The sequence below is a fragment of the Brevibacterium sp. CFH 10365 genome (assembly GCF_009299785.1).
GTDB classification, from domain to species: domain Bacteria; phylum Actinomycetota; class Actinomycetes; order Actinomycetales; family Brevibacteriaceae; genus Brevibacterium; species Brevibacterium limosum.
This window is the reverse complement of the sequence record NZ_VIGO01000001.1, coordinates 74319-89301: the sequence shown is the minus strand read 5'-3', so window position 1 is coordinate 89301 and position 14983 is coordinate 74319. Positions and strand designations below refer to the sequence as shown.

Sequence of the window (14983 nt, the reverse complement as noted above, 5' to 3'; positions counted from 1 at the left end):
GTGGAAACGGAGCAAGGGGGCTCGTCTCCGCGGCTCATCCGTGGCGCGGCCCACCGGCTCACCACGGAAGCCGGGTGCCACGACTGCCGACCGAGAATCTCGGCGATCATCCCTGGTCAGAAACCTGTGCAAGAGGATATCCCTGAGATAGAGTGAAATCACTCTGCGGACGGGCACCGAGGACTGCCCCACACGAACGAGACGAGGATCAGAGATGGTCGGGCCTGACGAAGTATCGGTCAGACAGCGAGCCTCCACCGGCGGCCTGCCCTCCGACAGCTTCATCGACGCGACCCTGGCCGACATCCACGCACGCTACGGCGGACTCGACGACGGTGAGGTCGCCGACTACATCCCGATCCTCGCCGAGGCGGATCCCCGGTGGTTCGGACTCAGCCTCATCGAATCGGCCGGGGCCGTGCACGAGGCCGGAGATGTCGACATCGAGTTCTCCATCCAATCCATCTCCAAGGCCTTCGTCTTCGCACTCGTCTGCCAGGCCCGCAGCTCCGAACTCGTCCACGAACGCGTCGGCGTCAACAACACGGGGCTCGCCTTCAACTCGGTGATGGCGATCGAACTCAACGACGGCAAACCGCTGAACTCGATGGTCAACGCCGGTGCCATCGCCACGACCGCACTCATGCCCGGGGCCACCTCGGCGGAGAAATGGGAGAACATCCGTACCGGGCTCTCCCGCTTCGCCGGTCGGCCGCTTCGCCTCGACGGTCGCGTGTACGAATCGGAGATGAAGACGAATCAGCGCAACAAGGCCCTGGCTCGGCTGCTCGAGAGCTATGGGCGGATCATCACGGATCCGCTCGACACCGTCGACATCTATACCCGGCAGTGCTCGCTGCTGGTCACCGCGCACGACCTCGCGGTGATGGGAGCGACCCTCGCCGACGGTGGGATCAATCCGCTGACCGGCCGGCAGGTCGTCTCCGCCGAGGTGGCCCGTGACACGCTCGCGCTGCTCGCCTCGTGCGGAATGTACGAGAACAGCGGCGAGTGGCTCTTCGAGATCGGACTGCCCGCCAAATCCGGGGTCGCCGGCGGCATCGTCGCCATCGCCCCGGGCAAGGGAGCGCTGGGCACCTTCTCGCCGAGGTTGGACTCCGCGGGCAACAGCGTGCGTGGGCAGCGCGCGTGCTTCCACATCTCCCGGGTGCTGGGTATGAATCTCTTCGCCTCGAACGCAGCCGTCGAACGCCCACGGAAAGGACAATGATGAGCGCCGAAACCGCACCGAACGACCTCGCCGAGGAGCGCAGATCCTGGGCACCGATGATCGGGCTCTTCCTCGCCCAGGTCCTCATGTCGTTCAACGTCGCCGCACTGCCGATCTCGCTCGGCGGAATGGTCGAGGACTTCGGTGTTCCGCCCACGGTCGCCTCGTCGACGATCGTCGTCTACGGCCTTGCTGTGGCCGCGCTCGTGATGACCGGCGCGAAGCTGGGTCAGCGGATCGGCTGGGTGCTCATCTTCCGCGTCGTCCTCGTCGTCTTCGCGGCCTCCTCGCTGCTCATGATCTTCTCCCGCACCGTGACCTGGGTGATCACCGGTCAGCTGCTCGCCGGTGCCGCCGCAGCGATCATCGTGCCCGCCCTGGTCGCGCTCATCGCCGAGAACTATCGCGGAGCGCAGCAGGCGGCCGCGGTCGGCTCGCTCGGGTCGGCACGTGCCTTCTCCGGGATGAGCGCCTTCCTCATCGGCGGCACCCTGGGCACGCTGGTGGGGTGGCGGCCGATCTTCTTCATCACGCTGGGCCTGGCCGTCATCGTCTTCGCACTGACGTTCACGCTGAAGTCGGACAAGGGGGACCCTGCGATCCGGATCGACCTCGTCGCCTCTGCACTCATCGGTGCTGCGGTCGTGCTGCTGACGATGGGGTTCAACAACCTCAACGGGTGGGGCATCATCCGCGCCGAGGATGGGGCACCGTTCTCGATCGCCGGGCTGTCACCGGCGCCGGTGTTCATCGTCGTCGGCGTCGTCCTCGGGCAGCTGTTCTTCATCTGGACGAAGCGGCGGAAGGCGGCAGGCAAGGTGCCGCTCGTCGACATCAGCGTGCTCGGTCGGCCCAGCGAACGGGCGGCGGTCTACGCGATGTTCGTCATCGTCGCCATGGAGGCGGCCGTGAACTTCACCGTGCCCACCTACATCCAGGTCGTCCAGGGTCGGACCCCTTTCGACACGTCGCTGGCGATGCTGCCGTTCAACCTCACGGTCTTCGTCACCGCCACGCTCATCGTCCGCTTCTACAAGCGCTACTCACCGCGCACGATCGCGCTGTTCTCCTTCGGCCTGACGACCGCGGCGCTGGTCTGGCTGGCGTTCGTCGTAACGAACAACTGGGAGACTCTGCCGACGATCCTCGGCCTCATCGTCTTCGGCATCGGACAGGGTGCGCTCGTGACACTGGTGTTCAATGTGCTGGTCACCGCAGCTCCGAAGCATCTGGCCGGTGACGTCGGGTCGATCCGCGGCACCGCGCAGAACCTCGCCTCGGCGGTCGGCACCGCGGTCATGGGGGCGCTGCTGGTCACTGTGCTCTCGGCGGGGCTGGCGTCTGCCGCCGATGATCATCCCGATCTGCCGCCGGAACTCGTCGAACAGGTCGACCTCGACAATGCGAACTTCGTGAGCAACGACGAACTGCGCGAGGTCCTCGCGGGTACGACGGCGACACCGGAACAGGTCGAGCATGCCGTCGAGCTCAACTCTCAGCAGCGGCTGCGCACGCTCAAGCTCGGCTTCCTCATCCTCGCCGGCGTCAGCCTGGTCGCGGCAGTGCCGGCCTCAAGGCTGCCGAAGTATCGGCCCGACGAGATCCCCGACCCGGTCAAGGCGGGAATTCCTTCCGCGGAGGACTGAGATCTGAGCTCCGTGAGATCGACGCCGGAAAACGGTGCATCTCATCCGTGTGCTTTGTAGCCCAACTTGTCTAGCCACCGCTGAAAGTCGACGCGCTTGCGAAATCGCGAGACTGTCCTATGGGGTCGGAATGGCGAGTTCGTTGAAGCCAACTTAAGCGCAGCCACCTACGGTGCGGTTGGTCGGTTGGGCACTCTGGCAGAGAGGGCGACTGTCAGCCGACAAGTCGATGTGGAATTCGAGCTCGCCGCCAAACGGTGATGCGGTAGTCTCTGCGAACAGACAACATTTATTGTTCAAGAGAGGTTGTATGCCGATTTTGGCGTTCTTCGTGGTGTTGGCGATTGTGCTGGCGCTCGTATTCATCATCCGATTGGCCGTGAACCCGGTCGGCACGTTGCTCATCACCGTGAGGATCGTCAGCTTCCTCGTAGCTGCTGTTACCGCGATCATCTTCTTCGTGACGTTCTCAAACAGCGGCGGACCCGAATGGAGCTTACTCATGTTCGCCGTTCCGGCTGCACTGGTCTGGGTCGGCACGTTCGCTCTGGAACGTTGAGATTGAATAGAGCAGAGATTCTGTAGAACGTTCGGATCAGTGAGGAATCCCTACCAGACGCTTGAATTCGTGGTCGACATCGATCAACGAGCATCGACAGGGCAGAGCGGACGGACCCGCCGTTCGGCCCTGCCCTGTCTCAAGTTGTCCGAGGATCACTTCACCCAAGGCTCTTCGCCGGTCTCGGAGACGATCGGCTTGCCGTTGTCGAGGTTCCATGACCCCATGCCGCCTTGAACGTTGAAGGCGTCGAAGCCGTTCTGGTTGAGCCAGGCCACAGCGCGGTTCGAGCGCCCGCCGGTGCGGCAGATGACGTACATGTCGTCATCGAGGGGAAGGTCGTCGAGGCGGCCGGGCAGTTCGCCCAGCGGCACGTGGACAGCGCCTTCGATGTGCCCGGCCTCCCATTCGTCGTCCTCACGGACGTCGATGATGGCGGCCCCTTCGGGGATGTCGTTGACGGTGACGGTCGTTTCTTCATCCATGGCTTCAGTGTAGGCACGCAAGCCAGGTGCTCGCACCTGCTCGAAGACTCCGAATCCGCACACGCCCGCGACCGGGTTCGCGACTGTGTCCATACCCTTGCGCGAAGCCCGAACGACCGGATTTCAGGCGTCTTGGCTCCAATTCCAAGGGGGCTGTTGCCGACCGGAGAGCCGTGTGAGAATGACCGTGTAGTCGTTGATGTGCCAGCCGACCACGGTCCGCGTGAACGGACCACGGCTGGCGTGAATGACTGCAGCGCCAGGAACCGTCTGCGAAGGGAAATGGTCATGAACAACAGAGACAAGAGTGACGAGTCACCGGCCGAGGAGAAGGCCCGTGACGTCGCAGCGAAACTGGACGAGACGGCAGAGCCGCTGGCCGGGACTTCGGACATGGAATCTCACGCCGAAGTCGGCTACACCGAGCAGAACGTTGAGGCACGTGCCCAGAATGCCGCCGAGGAAGAAGGCGTGACACTGCATCGCAATCCCGATGGCTCGCACACGGCGATCGACGAATCGAAAGCCGCCGAGGTGACCCCGAGCTCCGGCTCCAAGGATTCCGGAGTCGCGAGCAGCACAGCTCCCGGCGGCGCTCCGTCCAGCACGGCCCCGGGTGCCGGCGCCGCCGTCGGAAGCACGGCCGGTGCCAGTGACGACTCGCGCAGGAATTCCAAGCCCTCTGTCGCGCCGGGCATGGGCGCGTCGGTCGGCACCACCTCCGACCCCGATGACGTCGACAGCGTACCGGGGATGGGCAACGCGGTCGGCAGCACCGCGGAAGGCGGTGCCGCGAGCACGGCAGCTGCCGCGTCCGCCACCGGCAGCACCTCTGCCGGCGACGCGTCAGCCAACGCCACCGACGACACGGAAGCCGGCCAGGTCTCGGCCGCCGGCGACGGGCAGAAGCCCGCAGGCGAGGCGGCGACGGATCAGCTCGACCAGGCCGATGTCGTCAAGATCCTGCGCGGCGGCGATTCCGTCATGCTCGCGACTGCGTTGGCCGACGGCAAGATCCTCGCCCACCCGATGGCACCTCAGGAGGTCACTGAGGACGCCGATGTCTGGTTCTTCCTCGCCCTCGACGGCGACCAGGCGAAGGCGCTGAGAACGAACCCTGAAGTCAATATCAGCATCGCCGAGGCGGGCAACTGGCTGTCGGTGGCCGGGCGCGTCGAGTTCGTCGACGATGAGGCCAAGGTCGATGATCTGTGGTCGGATTCCGACAAGGCATGGTTCGATGACCGCCGGGATCCGAATCTCGGGCTCATCAAGGTCATCACGCACTCCGCCCAGCACTGGGGTCTGCCCGGCGGAAAGGCATCCGGCCTCTTCCGCATGGTCAAGTCAAAGATCACCGGAGACCGCCCGGCCGGAGGCACTCAGACCACGGAACTCTGAGCAGGTGAGGCGTTCGTGCGTCGCTTGAGCGCTCTGAACGCGTGCGACAAGTATCCGAGACGCCCGCCGTGGCAGTGTCTGCACAGGACCACGTAACTGTGGAACGGGCCCGCCGAAGAGATCCGACTCTCTTCTAGGCGGGCCCGACGCACGTCGCGCAGGGTCGCCCGGCGGCTTCCTTACCGGGCATGTGTGCATCAACGCTTGGTCCGAGATCATTCAGGATTTCGTCATTGAGGCCGAATGACGAGGCCCCGCCTCATACATCCTGCTGAGAGAGTCGCAGGCCGCGGGACTCGTACACCGCGAACGGCTGCAGACAACTGACATCAACCGAATGAGCGGCATCCGGAATCTTGATCTTCCTTCTGCTGTGCGGTTCCGAAGTCTCACGAGTGACAACAGTTGCTCCCACTGCTTTCGCTTGTGCAATCAGCCGAAGGTCGGCTGAACCCATGAACTCGGATATGGCAGACGGCTTGTAGATTCGTTCGGGACTGTTTGCCCAAACCGCGAGCTCCGCCATAACCGAAATAGACTCTGCCGAATCCGGGAGCCAGAACCGCCGCAGCTCGGAGTCTTTGGCCCAGTCCGCCAACTCGTCGTCACCGACGGCAATCTCATCATGCACGGCGGTGACCGATGCCACCGTGCCCGCCCTGAACGAATCCGAAAGCCATTGCCAGAAGCCCGGCGCAATCTGAAACGAGTAGTAGAGACGGCTCGCTTCCATAAACGCATTGGCATCCAGGAGATACATCGTCAGCCCTCTCGGTCGAGGTGCCTTGCGTATTTGTCGAACGTGGACAGCGACTTGAACGACATCAGCTTAATCGCTTCGGCAACAGCGGTGCGGCCACCGAAAACATCGTCGATCAACGCGTGGGACAAGCGCTCACCGATCCTGTATGGCTGATTGGCATAGAAGTCTCCACCGCTGTTCTGCCGCGGACTCAGTCCTTTCAACCTGGCGACTTCGGCTTCGTAGGCTGCTGGGAAGTCGTCGAACCGTCTGAGCCCTGCACGCTCGATCGCCTGCAGAACAACCAGAGTCCCGCACTTGAATATCCGGGATAGGGCCTCGAGTTGGGCAACCAGTTCTTCATCGTGAACATCGTGAAAATGTCTGTGCAGATCCGCTTCCGGTACCAAGAACTCAGAAGCCACTCTGTTGCACCATCGTTCGATCGTGCTCTGCGGAGTTCGACCTGGGTCCTCGACCCCCACCCCGCCGATGCCACGCCAGACATGAGCGAACTCGTGTGCCAAGGTAAAGAGTTGCCCGTTGAGCGTCTGTCCGGTGTTGACGAAGATGAGGGGTGCTGTCTCATCGATAAGAGAAAAGCCCCGGAACTCATCGATGTCAAGCAGATGATGGTTGTTGTTCTCAACCATCGATGTCGCCACAGCCAGACCGCCGAGGTCTTCAAACGCTTGGAGCAGATACCTTCGCTGATCACGCCGAGTTCCGCTGCGCTGAGCAACCTCGTAGCCGAGTTCCTTCCGCATGTCAGCAGCCGTTCGAGTCGGCTCCCAATCGGCTGCGCGTCCGACGACTTCAACCTCAGGAAGATCTAGATCGTTGGCATAGTCGCGATACCAGTCCTGCCGACGAATGCTCTGGTTGATTACCGCAAGCAAGTCAGAGGACGGTTCACGGTAGGCGTCGGCATCGAAGCCATCGCGAAAATCATCTATCGGCAGTTCGAGTCTCGGAGGCTGAGGCAGCAGCAGATAGCCGAACGGAGTGCCAGTTCGCGCAGCAAAGTTCGACAGCTGATTCAAGGTCGGTCGCGAAACACCGTCGATCCACTCCCGGACCTTGGGCATGGATTCGGAGATGCCAGCCGCGTCATGCGAGCGGTCCATCGCCCATTCCACGACCTCAGGCGCCACGGGTACGCGTACAGCCATCGTCCTCACCTTCCAACGTGGATCCAGTGTATCGGTAGGGACTGACGTAGAGCCGCTCGGCACGATTCGCGCCGGGCACCCGCACCTCTCGGCGAACCGCCTCGGCGAGGCATAGCATGGAGACATGAGCAAGCGGATCGTCATCATCGGTGGGGGCCTGGCCGGGACCACGGCGGCTCGGGAACTGAGCGACCGAGGTCAGGCGGTCACCGTCATCGACCCGCGCGCCGGCGAGACCTGCGAGCGGCCGCCGCTGTCGAAGCACCTCTTCGACGGTGCCCGCCATCACCTGCCCTACCACCTCGAATCGACAGAGCACATCACCTTCGTCCGCGACTGGGCAGAGGAGATCACCCTCGCCGAGGCGGCCGCCGACTCCCGCTACACCGCGGAGACCCAGCGACACCCCCACTCGCTGTCGAACCATCACGCAACAGCCGGGACCATCCACCTGGCCTCGGGGGAGTCCATCGACTTCACCCACTGCATCCTCGCCACGGGGATGGAGGCCAATCGGGAGCAGATCCCGCACTATCCGGACGCGCTTCCGGTCTACGACCTCGGCGATGCCGAATGGATCCTCGACCAGGTCGCGAAGTCGGACCACCTGCTCAACGTCGGGGTGCTGGGCTCCGGCTATCTCGGAATGGAGGTGGCCACCTCGGCGGTCGCTGCCGGACATCAGGCCACGGTCTACCTGCGTGGGGACGAACCGCTGCGCAGACAGCTCTCCGCTCCCGTGCGGAGGGCACTGGTCGAAAAACACGCGGCCGCGGGGGTCGAATTCGTCACCCACACGGCGAGCCCGGACGATATCCGCGCCGATGTTCACGAGCTGTTCATCACCAGCGTCGGAGCTCGTCCTCGGCTGATCCCGATCGACGGTCACCGACCTGCTTATGCCTGGGACGTGGATGAGAGTTTGGCAACATCACATCCGGGTGTCTATGCCGCCGGCGACTGCGCCACCGTCACGGCCGGACCCTATGCTCTCGATCACCCCTGGGCATGCGAACCGGTGGCCGAAAGCCACGGGAAATTCCTCGCCGAACTCCTCGCTGATACTCCGACAGACGTCGTGGAAGTCGATGAGAAATCGCACACCGACAGCCGCGAGGACGGTGCAGAGAGTGCCTCGGGTGCCGGTCCGAAAATCTGGTCGGACGTGCCCTGGCACTGGAGCTTCCAAGGCCCGGAGAAAGTGTTCACGGCGGGTCTGACCAGCCCCGACGCCGACGACACGATCATCAGACACGACCCGACCGGAGCGAAGTTCCAGGTCTTCCACTTCGACGGGCCCGATCCGGAGTCGAAACTCGTCGGCGTCGAGACCTTCAACTGGCCGCCCATGCAGGCCGCCGCCAGACGGGTACTCGGAGGTAACCACATCCCCACGAGAGCCCAACTGGAGGACCCGGACTTCGACTTCAAGGCTCACAGCCGACTGTGAGTCTGCGCTAGTCTCATCCCGTAGACTCTTTCTGTTCTATCCCCAGTCGCCGACGAGAGAATTTTCTGTTCATGGATATGGCCAGGCTTGCTGCCGAGCACGGACTCGACAGAGTGGGTGGACGGCCGTCTTTGCCCCAATACGTCAAACAGCTTCTCAGCCGCAGCGACTTCACGTACACGCTCGCGAAGTATCGGATGCAGTCCGAGAACGAACGCAACCGCCTCGGTATGCTCTGGGTGCTGCTGCGCCCGGCATTCTCAGCGCTCATCTACGGCACGGTCTTCGGCTACATCATGAAGGGTGCCACCGCGCGCCCCGATGACTTCGCCCCCTTCGTCATCATCGGCGTCTTCGTCCTCGAGTTCTTCAACACCTCGATGAACGGCGGTGCGAAGTCGATCATCGGCAACGCGTCTCTCGTCCAATCGCTGCCGTTCCCACGCATCGTGCTGCCGATCGCCACGGTGTTCCAGAACCTCCTCAATTTCATCCCCACCTTCATCTTCATGGCGCTGCTCGTCATGTTGTGGGGTGCACGCCCCAACTGGGAATGGTTCCTCTTCATCCCCTTGGTGATACTGTTCTGGATCTTCAACCAGGGAGTGGCGTTCATCTTCGCCCGCGCGACCGTCCATTTCCGGGACCTGTCCCAGGTCACCCCGTTCATCTCTCGGATGATCTTCTACACCTCCGGAGTCTTCTTCGACCTCAAGGTCATGGTGGAGAAGATCAACCCGGCGCTGCAGCCCTTCGCCGACTGGCAGCCACTGAATAACGTCCTGGCGATCGCTCGCGGCATCCTCATGAAGGACGGTGTGATTCCCTACGACTACTTCTGGCACCTGGCCATCTGGGCCTTCGGCATCTTCATCATCGGCTTCGTGTTCTTCTGGCAGGCCGAGGAAAGGTTCGGTCGCGATGAGTGACGAGACATCTGAAGAGACCCCGATCTACACCGGCAGCCTCCCCGAGGTGACGCGGAACAATCCGCCCGTCGTCGTCTGTGACAACGTCCATGTCCGCTATAAGACCTTAGCCACGGGCAAGAAGCTCAAGCTGGGCAGCAAAGACGTCATGTCGAAGCGCCGTGAGCTCAGAGAGGTTCATGCCCTCAAAGGCGTCAGCTTCGTCGCCCACAAGAACGAATCCATCGGTGTCATCGGCAGCAACGGCTCCGGCAAGTCCACGCTCATGCGATCGATCACCGGTCTGACCCCGACCTCGGAGGGGGCGATCTATGCGACGTCACGGCCCAACCTCCTCGGTGTCGGTGCCGCGCTGATCCCCGATCTCTCGGGGGCCCGCAATATCATCCTCGGATCTCTCGCCCTGGGGCTCACTCAAGCCGAGATCGACGCAAAGTTCGATGACATCGTCGAGTTCACCGGGCTCGAGGACTTCATCGACCTGCCGATGCGCACGTATTCCTCGGGTATGTCCCAGCGGCTGAAGTTCGCGATCGCGACCTCGGTGCAGCATGAGATCCTCATCGTCGATGAGGCCCTCAACGTCGGTGACAAGAAGTTCCGTGACCGTTCAGAAGGTCGCATCCGCTCCATCCGTGAGAACGCCGGTACCGTCTTCCTCGTCTCGCACTCGATGCGCACGATCAAGGACACATGCAACCGCGCGCTGTGGATCGAGAAGGGCGAGCTGCTCGCCGACGGTCCGGCGCTCGAAGTCATTCGGAAGTACCAGGCCTTCACCAGGGCCGAGAAGGCGAAGGAAGTGGAGCAGGAGCCGGGCTGAGGTCAGGAGCTTAGCGCCGAAGCTTCGAGCTTGAGAGTCACTCGGATCGCTTAGTGCTCGCAGATGGCTGGGCGTCAGTCAGATACCCGCGAACTATCAATGTCCGGCTGAGTACATAGAATAGTCGGCATGGATGGTTTAGATTCTGAGGTCGGGCTGTTTATTGGGTCTTCTTCCGAAGGAGAAGATGTAGCTCGTAATCTTCAGGTGGTGTTAAGCCGTGCCTGTCTAGTCACTCGCTGGAATCAGGGAGTCTTCGAGCCAGGAGGCAATGCTTTAGACTCTTTGATCGACGTTACCAAACGAGTTGATTTCGCTGTGTTGATCGCAACACCCGACGACATCAACGAGAGCCGCGGCGAGACGTCTGTTGCCATGCGCGACAATATCGTTTTTGAGTATGGCTTGTTCGCAGGTGCTCTGGGTCGAAAGCGTGTCTATATGTTGGCGACAGAGGACATCAAGATTCCGAGCGACATACTTGGAGTGACCAGATTGCCCTATGCTTCGCGTAGTGATGGGAACATCGGAGCCGCGCTCACTGAAGCGGGCATGAGCATAGAAGAACGAATTAGGGCCTTAGGGCCGGTTGCTCGTGATCGCCAATTAAGCGCGTTGAGCTCAGGAGTCACTGTATTGGAACGAGAGCTATCGACTTTGAGTGGGAATGCAGCCGCGCAAGGATGGCGGGTTAAGACAGACAGTCCGACTACGTTTCGACTGAGATCGCCTAAGGGACAGGTCTTCACACTTACTAAGGGGCGTCAGGAATCGACTCGCCATGAACTGCGAAGGTTCGTTGCGAAGCTTCGCGCAGAGGGATTAAGAGTCAACAGGAGCATTAGGCGACCAGTCGAAGACTCCCCCTTCTCCTGAATGAGGCGTGTCGCCCCTCGAAAGGTTACCTTTGCGGTTGTCAAACAAGGGGCGACGGCACTCCAACTCGGGCTCTACCAAGGGCTCCCAGATGGGGCTCGCTGTGCCTCGTTCGTGTCCCTGAGCTGCGTTCGGATTCAGGCATCGCGCCTTCTCCGCTACCCGAGCGGGAATCCAGCAACTTGTAACGCGACTTAACTAGTTTACACGTATGCCATTGTCATTCTTGACCGTGCTGGCCGGAACGACCCAGAATCTACTCGGAAAATCGCCCCCATGTCTCTGCGGCCATCTGGTCTATGCGCCTGGGTGCAGTGGATTGACTCGTGAAACTTTTCGCACCCCGTGGTGAAGATCTTGCCCAGTGCCGGTTCCATGGCAGTATGTAGATATGTCGGCGATACATCATTCAGTCTTTGAGGCAGCTGTGCGTGTATCAGGCGAAACTCTCTACTGGAAACGTTCGCTTAAACGGATTCTTAGAACGAGCGGCGTCTCAGAGAAGGCCGAGAAGGCGAAGGAAGTGGAGCAGGAGCCGGGCTGAGGCACCGCACCCCCTAGCCGAGGCACGGTTCGCTCGGTACATTCGACCGCATGGACAACAGTTCCCGTGAACCGATCGAGTCGCGGCGCATCAGTGATCAGCCTGCGCTGCGCAGCTCGTCGGGCACCATCTGGATCGTGGCTGGTGGGATCTTCCTCGTCGTCATCGCGGGCGTGCTCACGGCGATCATCGTCTCTGGCAGCACGGCGGTGCCCACAGCGATCACGACGATCGTCATAGCGGCGGTGCTTTACCTGATCCTTCTCATTGCCCGCTTCGTCTTTCGACCAGGCCGAGTGCGTCTGTGGGTCATGGCCGGAGCAATGATCGGCATGGCCGTTGCCTCGCTCGTCGGACTCGTCCTCTGCGTGGGCGCTGCCGCAAGCGGGGCCTGAAACCGCTCAGGTGAGCCGCGACGTGCGCTCGGACCGCGGGTCGGCTCTGTCTCTATTCGGCAGACCCTATTCGGCAGACCCTATCCGGCAGAGTTCGGCTTCAGGTGGGCGCTGAGGTACTCGCCGGTCACGCTGTGTGCGGAGTCCGCGACCTGCCCCGGGGTTCCGGTCGCCACGATCTGGCCGCCGTCCTGACCTCCGCCGGGGCCGAGGTCGATGATCCAGTCGGCATTGGCGATCATGTCGAGGTCGTGTTCGATGACGAGGACCGTTCCTCCCTGATCGAGCAGCTGCTGGAAGACGCTCACGAGCACACGCACGTCCTCGGGGTGCAGGCCCACGGTCGGTTCGTCGAAGACGAAGAGCGTGTGCTGCTGAGACTTCCCGAGCTCGGTGGCGAGCTTGAGCCGCTGCGCCTCACCGCCGGACAGTGCCGGTGTAGCCTCGTGGAGGGTGAGATACCCGAGCCCCACATCCTGCAGTGCCTGCAGCCGGGCATGGACTTTCCGCATCTCGCCGAGGTGGGGGAGCGCCTCGGCGACGGTCATCGCCAGCAGATCCGGCAGCGACAGCGGCTGGCCATCGGCATCCGATGCGCGGCAGTACTCATCCGCGTCGGGACTGAACCGTCGGCCCTCGCAATCGGGGCAGGGGATGTCGACGTCGGGGAGGAACTGCACGTCGAGGGTGATTTCGCCGGTTCCCTCGCATTTCGGGCAGCGCAGCGAGCCCGTGTTGTACGAGAAATCGCCGGCCGTCAGCCCGGCGTTCTTCGCCGAATCGAGGCGAGCATACGCACGTCGGAGGTCGTCGAGGACGCCGGAATAGGTGGCCACGGTGGAGCGGACGTTGATGCCGATCGGGGTGGCGTCGACGACGTTGACGCGGTCGATCCCCTCGGCGTCGATCTCACGCACATGATCGGGTCGCGAACGCTCGTCTGCGGCCTTGAGTGCGGGGACGAGGCTGTCGAGGACGAGGGTGGTCTTGCCCGATCCGGACACTCCCGTGACGACGGTCAGCCGCTGCCTGGGGAGCTCCGCGTAGAGGGCGTGGACCGTGTGGAGCGGTGCGGTGCGCAGCCGGATCCGACCGTGCTCGAACGTCGCCGAGGCGGCCGTGGGGGCGCGCACGAGGGTTTCGGCGCGTCCGGTGAGGTAGGGGCCGATGCGGGATTGGCGGCGGCTGTCGAGATCCGCGACGGTGCCGGTGGCCACGACCGTGCCGCCGTCGCGGCCGGACCCGGGACCGATCTCGATGAGGTGATCGGCTTCGCGGAGGACGAGCGGATCGTGGTCGACCATGACCACGGAGTTGCCCTCGTCGAGGAGATCGGTGATGACGCCTTGCAGGCCCTTGGTGTTCGAGGGGTGGAGCCCGATCGAGGGTTCGTCGAGGACGTAGAGGACTCCGGTGGTCTCGTTGCGAACCGCGCGGGAGAGCTGGACGCGTTGGCGTTCACCGGTCGACAGTGAGGACCCGGCCCGGTCGAGTCCGAGGTACCCGAGGCCGAGGTCGAGCAGCCGGCGGGCCATCCCGAGCAGCGCGTCCACTAATGATCTGGCCATCGACTGCATCGGCGTCGGGAGCCCGGCAGGAACATCTGCCGCCCAGTCGACGAGTTCGTCGAGGGTCATCGCTGTTGCCTCGGCGAGGCCGAGTTCACCGATGCGAGGTGCCCTGGCGGCGGGGGAGAGGCGGGTGCCGTGGCAGTCGGGGCAGACCTGTTCGGAGAGGAATCGGCTGACTCTGGCGAAGCGCTTCTCATTGTCGGCGCGTTTGAGCTCTTCGGTCACCGTCAGGCGGGCGTTGCGGAAGGTGAAGTCGAGGTCGTGCAGTCCCTTCTTCGAGGTGACCGTGATGTGCTTCTTCTCCTCGGGGCCGCTGAAGACGATGTCGCGTTCCCAATCTTCCAGGTCGCGCCAGGGCACGTCGGTGCGGACGCCGAATTCGCGGGCGATCTGCGGTTGGACGTTGAAGCCGAACATCTGCCAGGGGATGACGGTGCCGTCGTCGATCGAGATGTTCGGGTCGCGGATGAGTGAGTCGTCATCGACTTCTCTGATCGTGCCGATGCCCTCGCAGCGAGGGCAGGCGCCACCGGAATTGAAGGCGAGCTCCTCGGCGCCGGGGACTTGGACGGTCTCACCGCATTCGGGGCAGTCGAAAGGTTCCTCGGCGGCGACGTTGAGGGTCGGTTTCTGTCGGTGTCCGTTCGGGCAGAGGTGGCAGGCCAGCCGGGAGAACATCAGGCGGATGACGTTGAGCAGCTCGGTCGAGGTGCCGAACGTCGAGCGGACCCCGGGGACTCCGGGACGTTGCCGCAGGGCGAGGGCGGCGGGAATGTGGCGGACGGTGTCGACATCGGCGCGGGCGGCTTGAGCCATGCGCCGGCGGGTGTAGGTCGACAGTGCTTCGATGTATCGGCGGGAGCCTTCGGCGTAGAGGACGCCCATGGCCAGCGAGGATTTGCCCGACCCGGAGACCCCGGCGATGGCGACGAGGGTATTCAAAGGCACGTCGATGTCGATGTTGCGCAGGTTGTGCACGCGGGCACCGCGGACCTCGACCGCTGTGGCAGGGGCAGGATTCCGGGCTTCGGTCGACATATCGTGATCGTAGCAAGCGGGGGTGACACGGACGTGGGTTCGGCCGGCGTCCTGAACGTCTGCAATCTGTTCAAATCAAAACCTGCAAAGTGTTCAGTTCGGCCCTCGACCGGCAAGTTCG

General features: G+C 62.9%; 13 protein-coding genes. 9 read left to right on the top strand and 4 right to left on the bottom strand.

Annotated features, from left to right (window positions below; all coding sequences use genetic code 11):
• The first annotated feature begins 214 nt into the window (after positions 1-214).
• The 3 genes from glsA (at position 215) to FHG09_RS00335 (ending at position 3436) form a co-directional block, all read left to right on the top strand.
• Positions 215-1231, top strand: a complete 1017-nt coding sequence (glsA, locus tag FHG09_RS00345) for a glutaminase A (protein ID WP_152345722.1) — start codon at positions 215-217, stop codon at positions 1229-1231.
• A complete protein-coding gene (locus FHG09_RS00340; protein ID WP_227492462.1) occupies positions 1231-2877 on the top strand; it encodes an MFS transporter in 1647 nt (548 codons plus the stop codon). The genes glsA and FHG09_RS00340 overlap by 1 nt, the downstream gene beginning before the upstream one ends.
• Positions 2878-3187: 310 nt before the next feature.
• A complete protein-coding gene (locus FHG09_RS00335; RefSeq protein ID WP_152345721.1) occupies positions 3188-3436 on the top strand; it encodes a hypothetical protein in 249 nt (82 codons plus the stop codon).
• A 155-nt stretch (positions 3437-3591) separates the two neighbouring features.
• Here the strand turns inward: FHG09_RS00335 and FHG09_RS00330 are convergent, their stop codons facing one another.
• Positions 3592-3921, bottom strand: a complete 330-nt coding sequence (locus FHG09_RS00330) for a rhodanese-like domain-containing protein (protein WP_152345720.1) — start codon at positions 3919-3921, stop codon at positions 3592-3594.
• A 288-nt stretch (positions 3922-4209) separates the two neighbouring features.
• On the opposite strand from FHG09_RS00330, the gene FHG09_RS19900 reads away from it, so the two are divergent.
• A complete protein-coding gene (locus FHG09_RS19900) occupies positions 4210-5322 on the top strand; it encodes a pyridoxamine 5'-phosphate oxidase family protein (RefSeq protein WP_227492461.1) in 1113 nt (370 codons plus the stop codon).
• A gap of 259 nt (positions 5323-5581) precedes the next feature.
• Here FHG09_RS19900 and FHG09_RS00320 read toward each other — a convergent pair whose 3' ends face one another.
• Both FHG09_RS00320 and FHG09_RS00315 read right to left on the bottom strand, forming a co-directional pair.
• Entirely contained in the window at positions 5582-6082 is a 501-nt protein-coding gene (locus tag FHG09_RS00320; protein WP_152345719.1) for a DUF4411 family protein, read from the bottom strand.
• 2 nt (positions 6083-6084) lie between these two features.
• Entirely contained in the window at positions 6085-7236 is a 1152-nt protein-coding gene (locus tag FHG09_RS00315) for an ImmA/IrrE family metallo-endopeptidase (RefSeq protein ID WP_193627227.1), read from the bottom strand.
• A gap of 124 nt (positions 7237-7360) precedes the next feature.
• Here FHG09_RS00315 and FHG09_RS00310 point away from each other — a divergent pair, with 124 nt between their 5' ends.
• The 5 genes from FHG09_RS00310 to FHG09_RS00290 all read left to right on the top strand — a co-directional run bounded on the left by FHG09_RS00310 (position 7361) and on the right by FHG09_RS00290 (position 12253).
• Complete coding sequence (locus FHG09_RS00310; RefSeq protein ID WP_152345717.1) at positions 7361-8686, top strand: FAD-dependent oxidoreductase; 1326 nt, start codon at positions 7361-7363, stop codon at positions 8684-8686.
• 71 nt (positions 8687-8757) lie between these two features.
• Positions 8758-9615, top strand: a complete 858-nt coding sequence (locus FHG09_RS00305; RefSeq protein WP_152345716.1) for an ABC transporter permease — start codon at positions 8758-8760, stop codon at positions 9613-9615.
• Positions 9608-10438, top strand: coding sequence for an ABC transporter ATP-binding protein (locus tag FHG09_RS00300; protein WP_152345715.1), 831 nt, complete (start codon positions 9608-9610; stop codon positions 10436-10438). The genes FHG09_RS00305 and FHG09_RS00300 overlap by 8 nt, the downstream gene beginning before the upstream one ends.
• 129 nt (positions 10439-10567) lie before the next feature.
• Positions 10568-11314 carry a nucleotide-binding protein gene (locus FHG09_RS20315; RefSeq protein WP_152345714.1) on the top strand — a complete coding sequence of 249 codons (747 nt, stop codon included), beginning with the start codon at positions 10568-10570 and terminating at the stop codon, positions 11312-11314.
• A 594-nt stretch (positions 11315-11908) separates the two neighbouring features.
• Positions 11909-12253, top strand: a complete 345-nt coding sequence (locus FHG09_RS00290; protein WP_152345713.1) for a hypothetical protein — start codon at positions 11909-11911, stop codon at positions 12251-12253.
• 80 nt (positions 12254-12333) lie between these two features.
• Here the strand turns inward: FHG09_RS00290 and FHG09_RS00285 are convergent, their stop codons facing one another.
• Complete coding sequence (locus FHG09_RS00285) at positions 12334-14862, bottom strand: excinuclease ABC subunit UvrA (protein WP_152345712.1); 2529 nt, start codon at positions 14860-14862, stop codon at positions 12334-12336.
• Positions 14863-14983 lie beyond the last annotated feature (121 nt).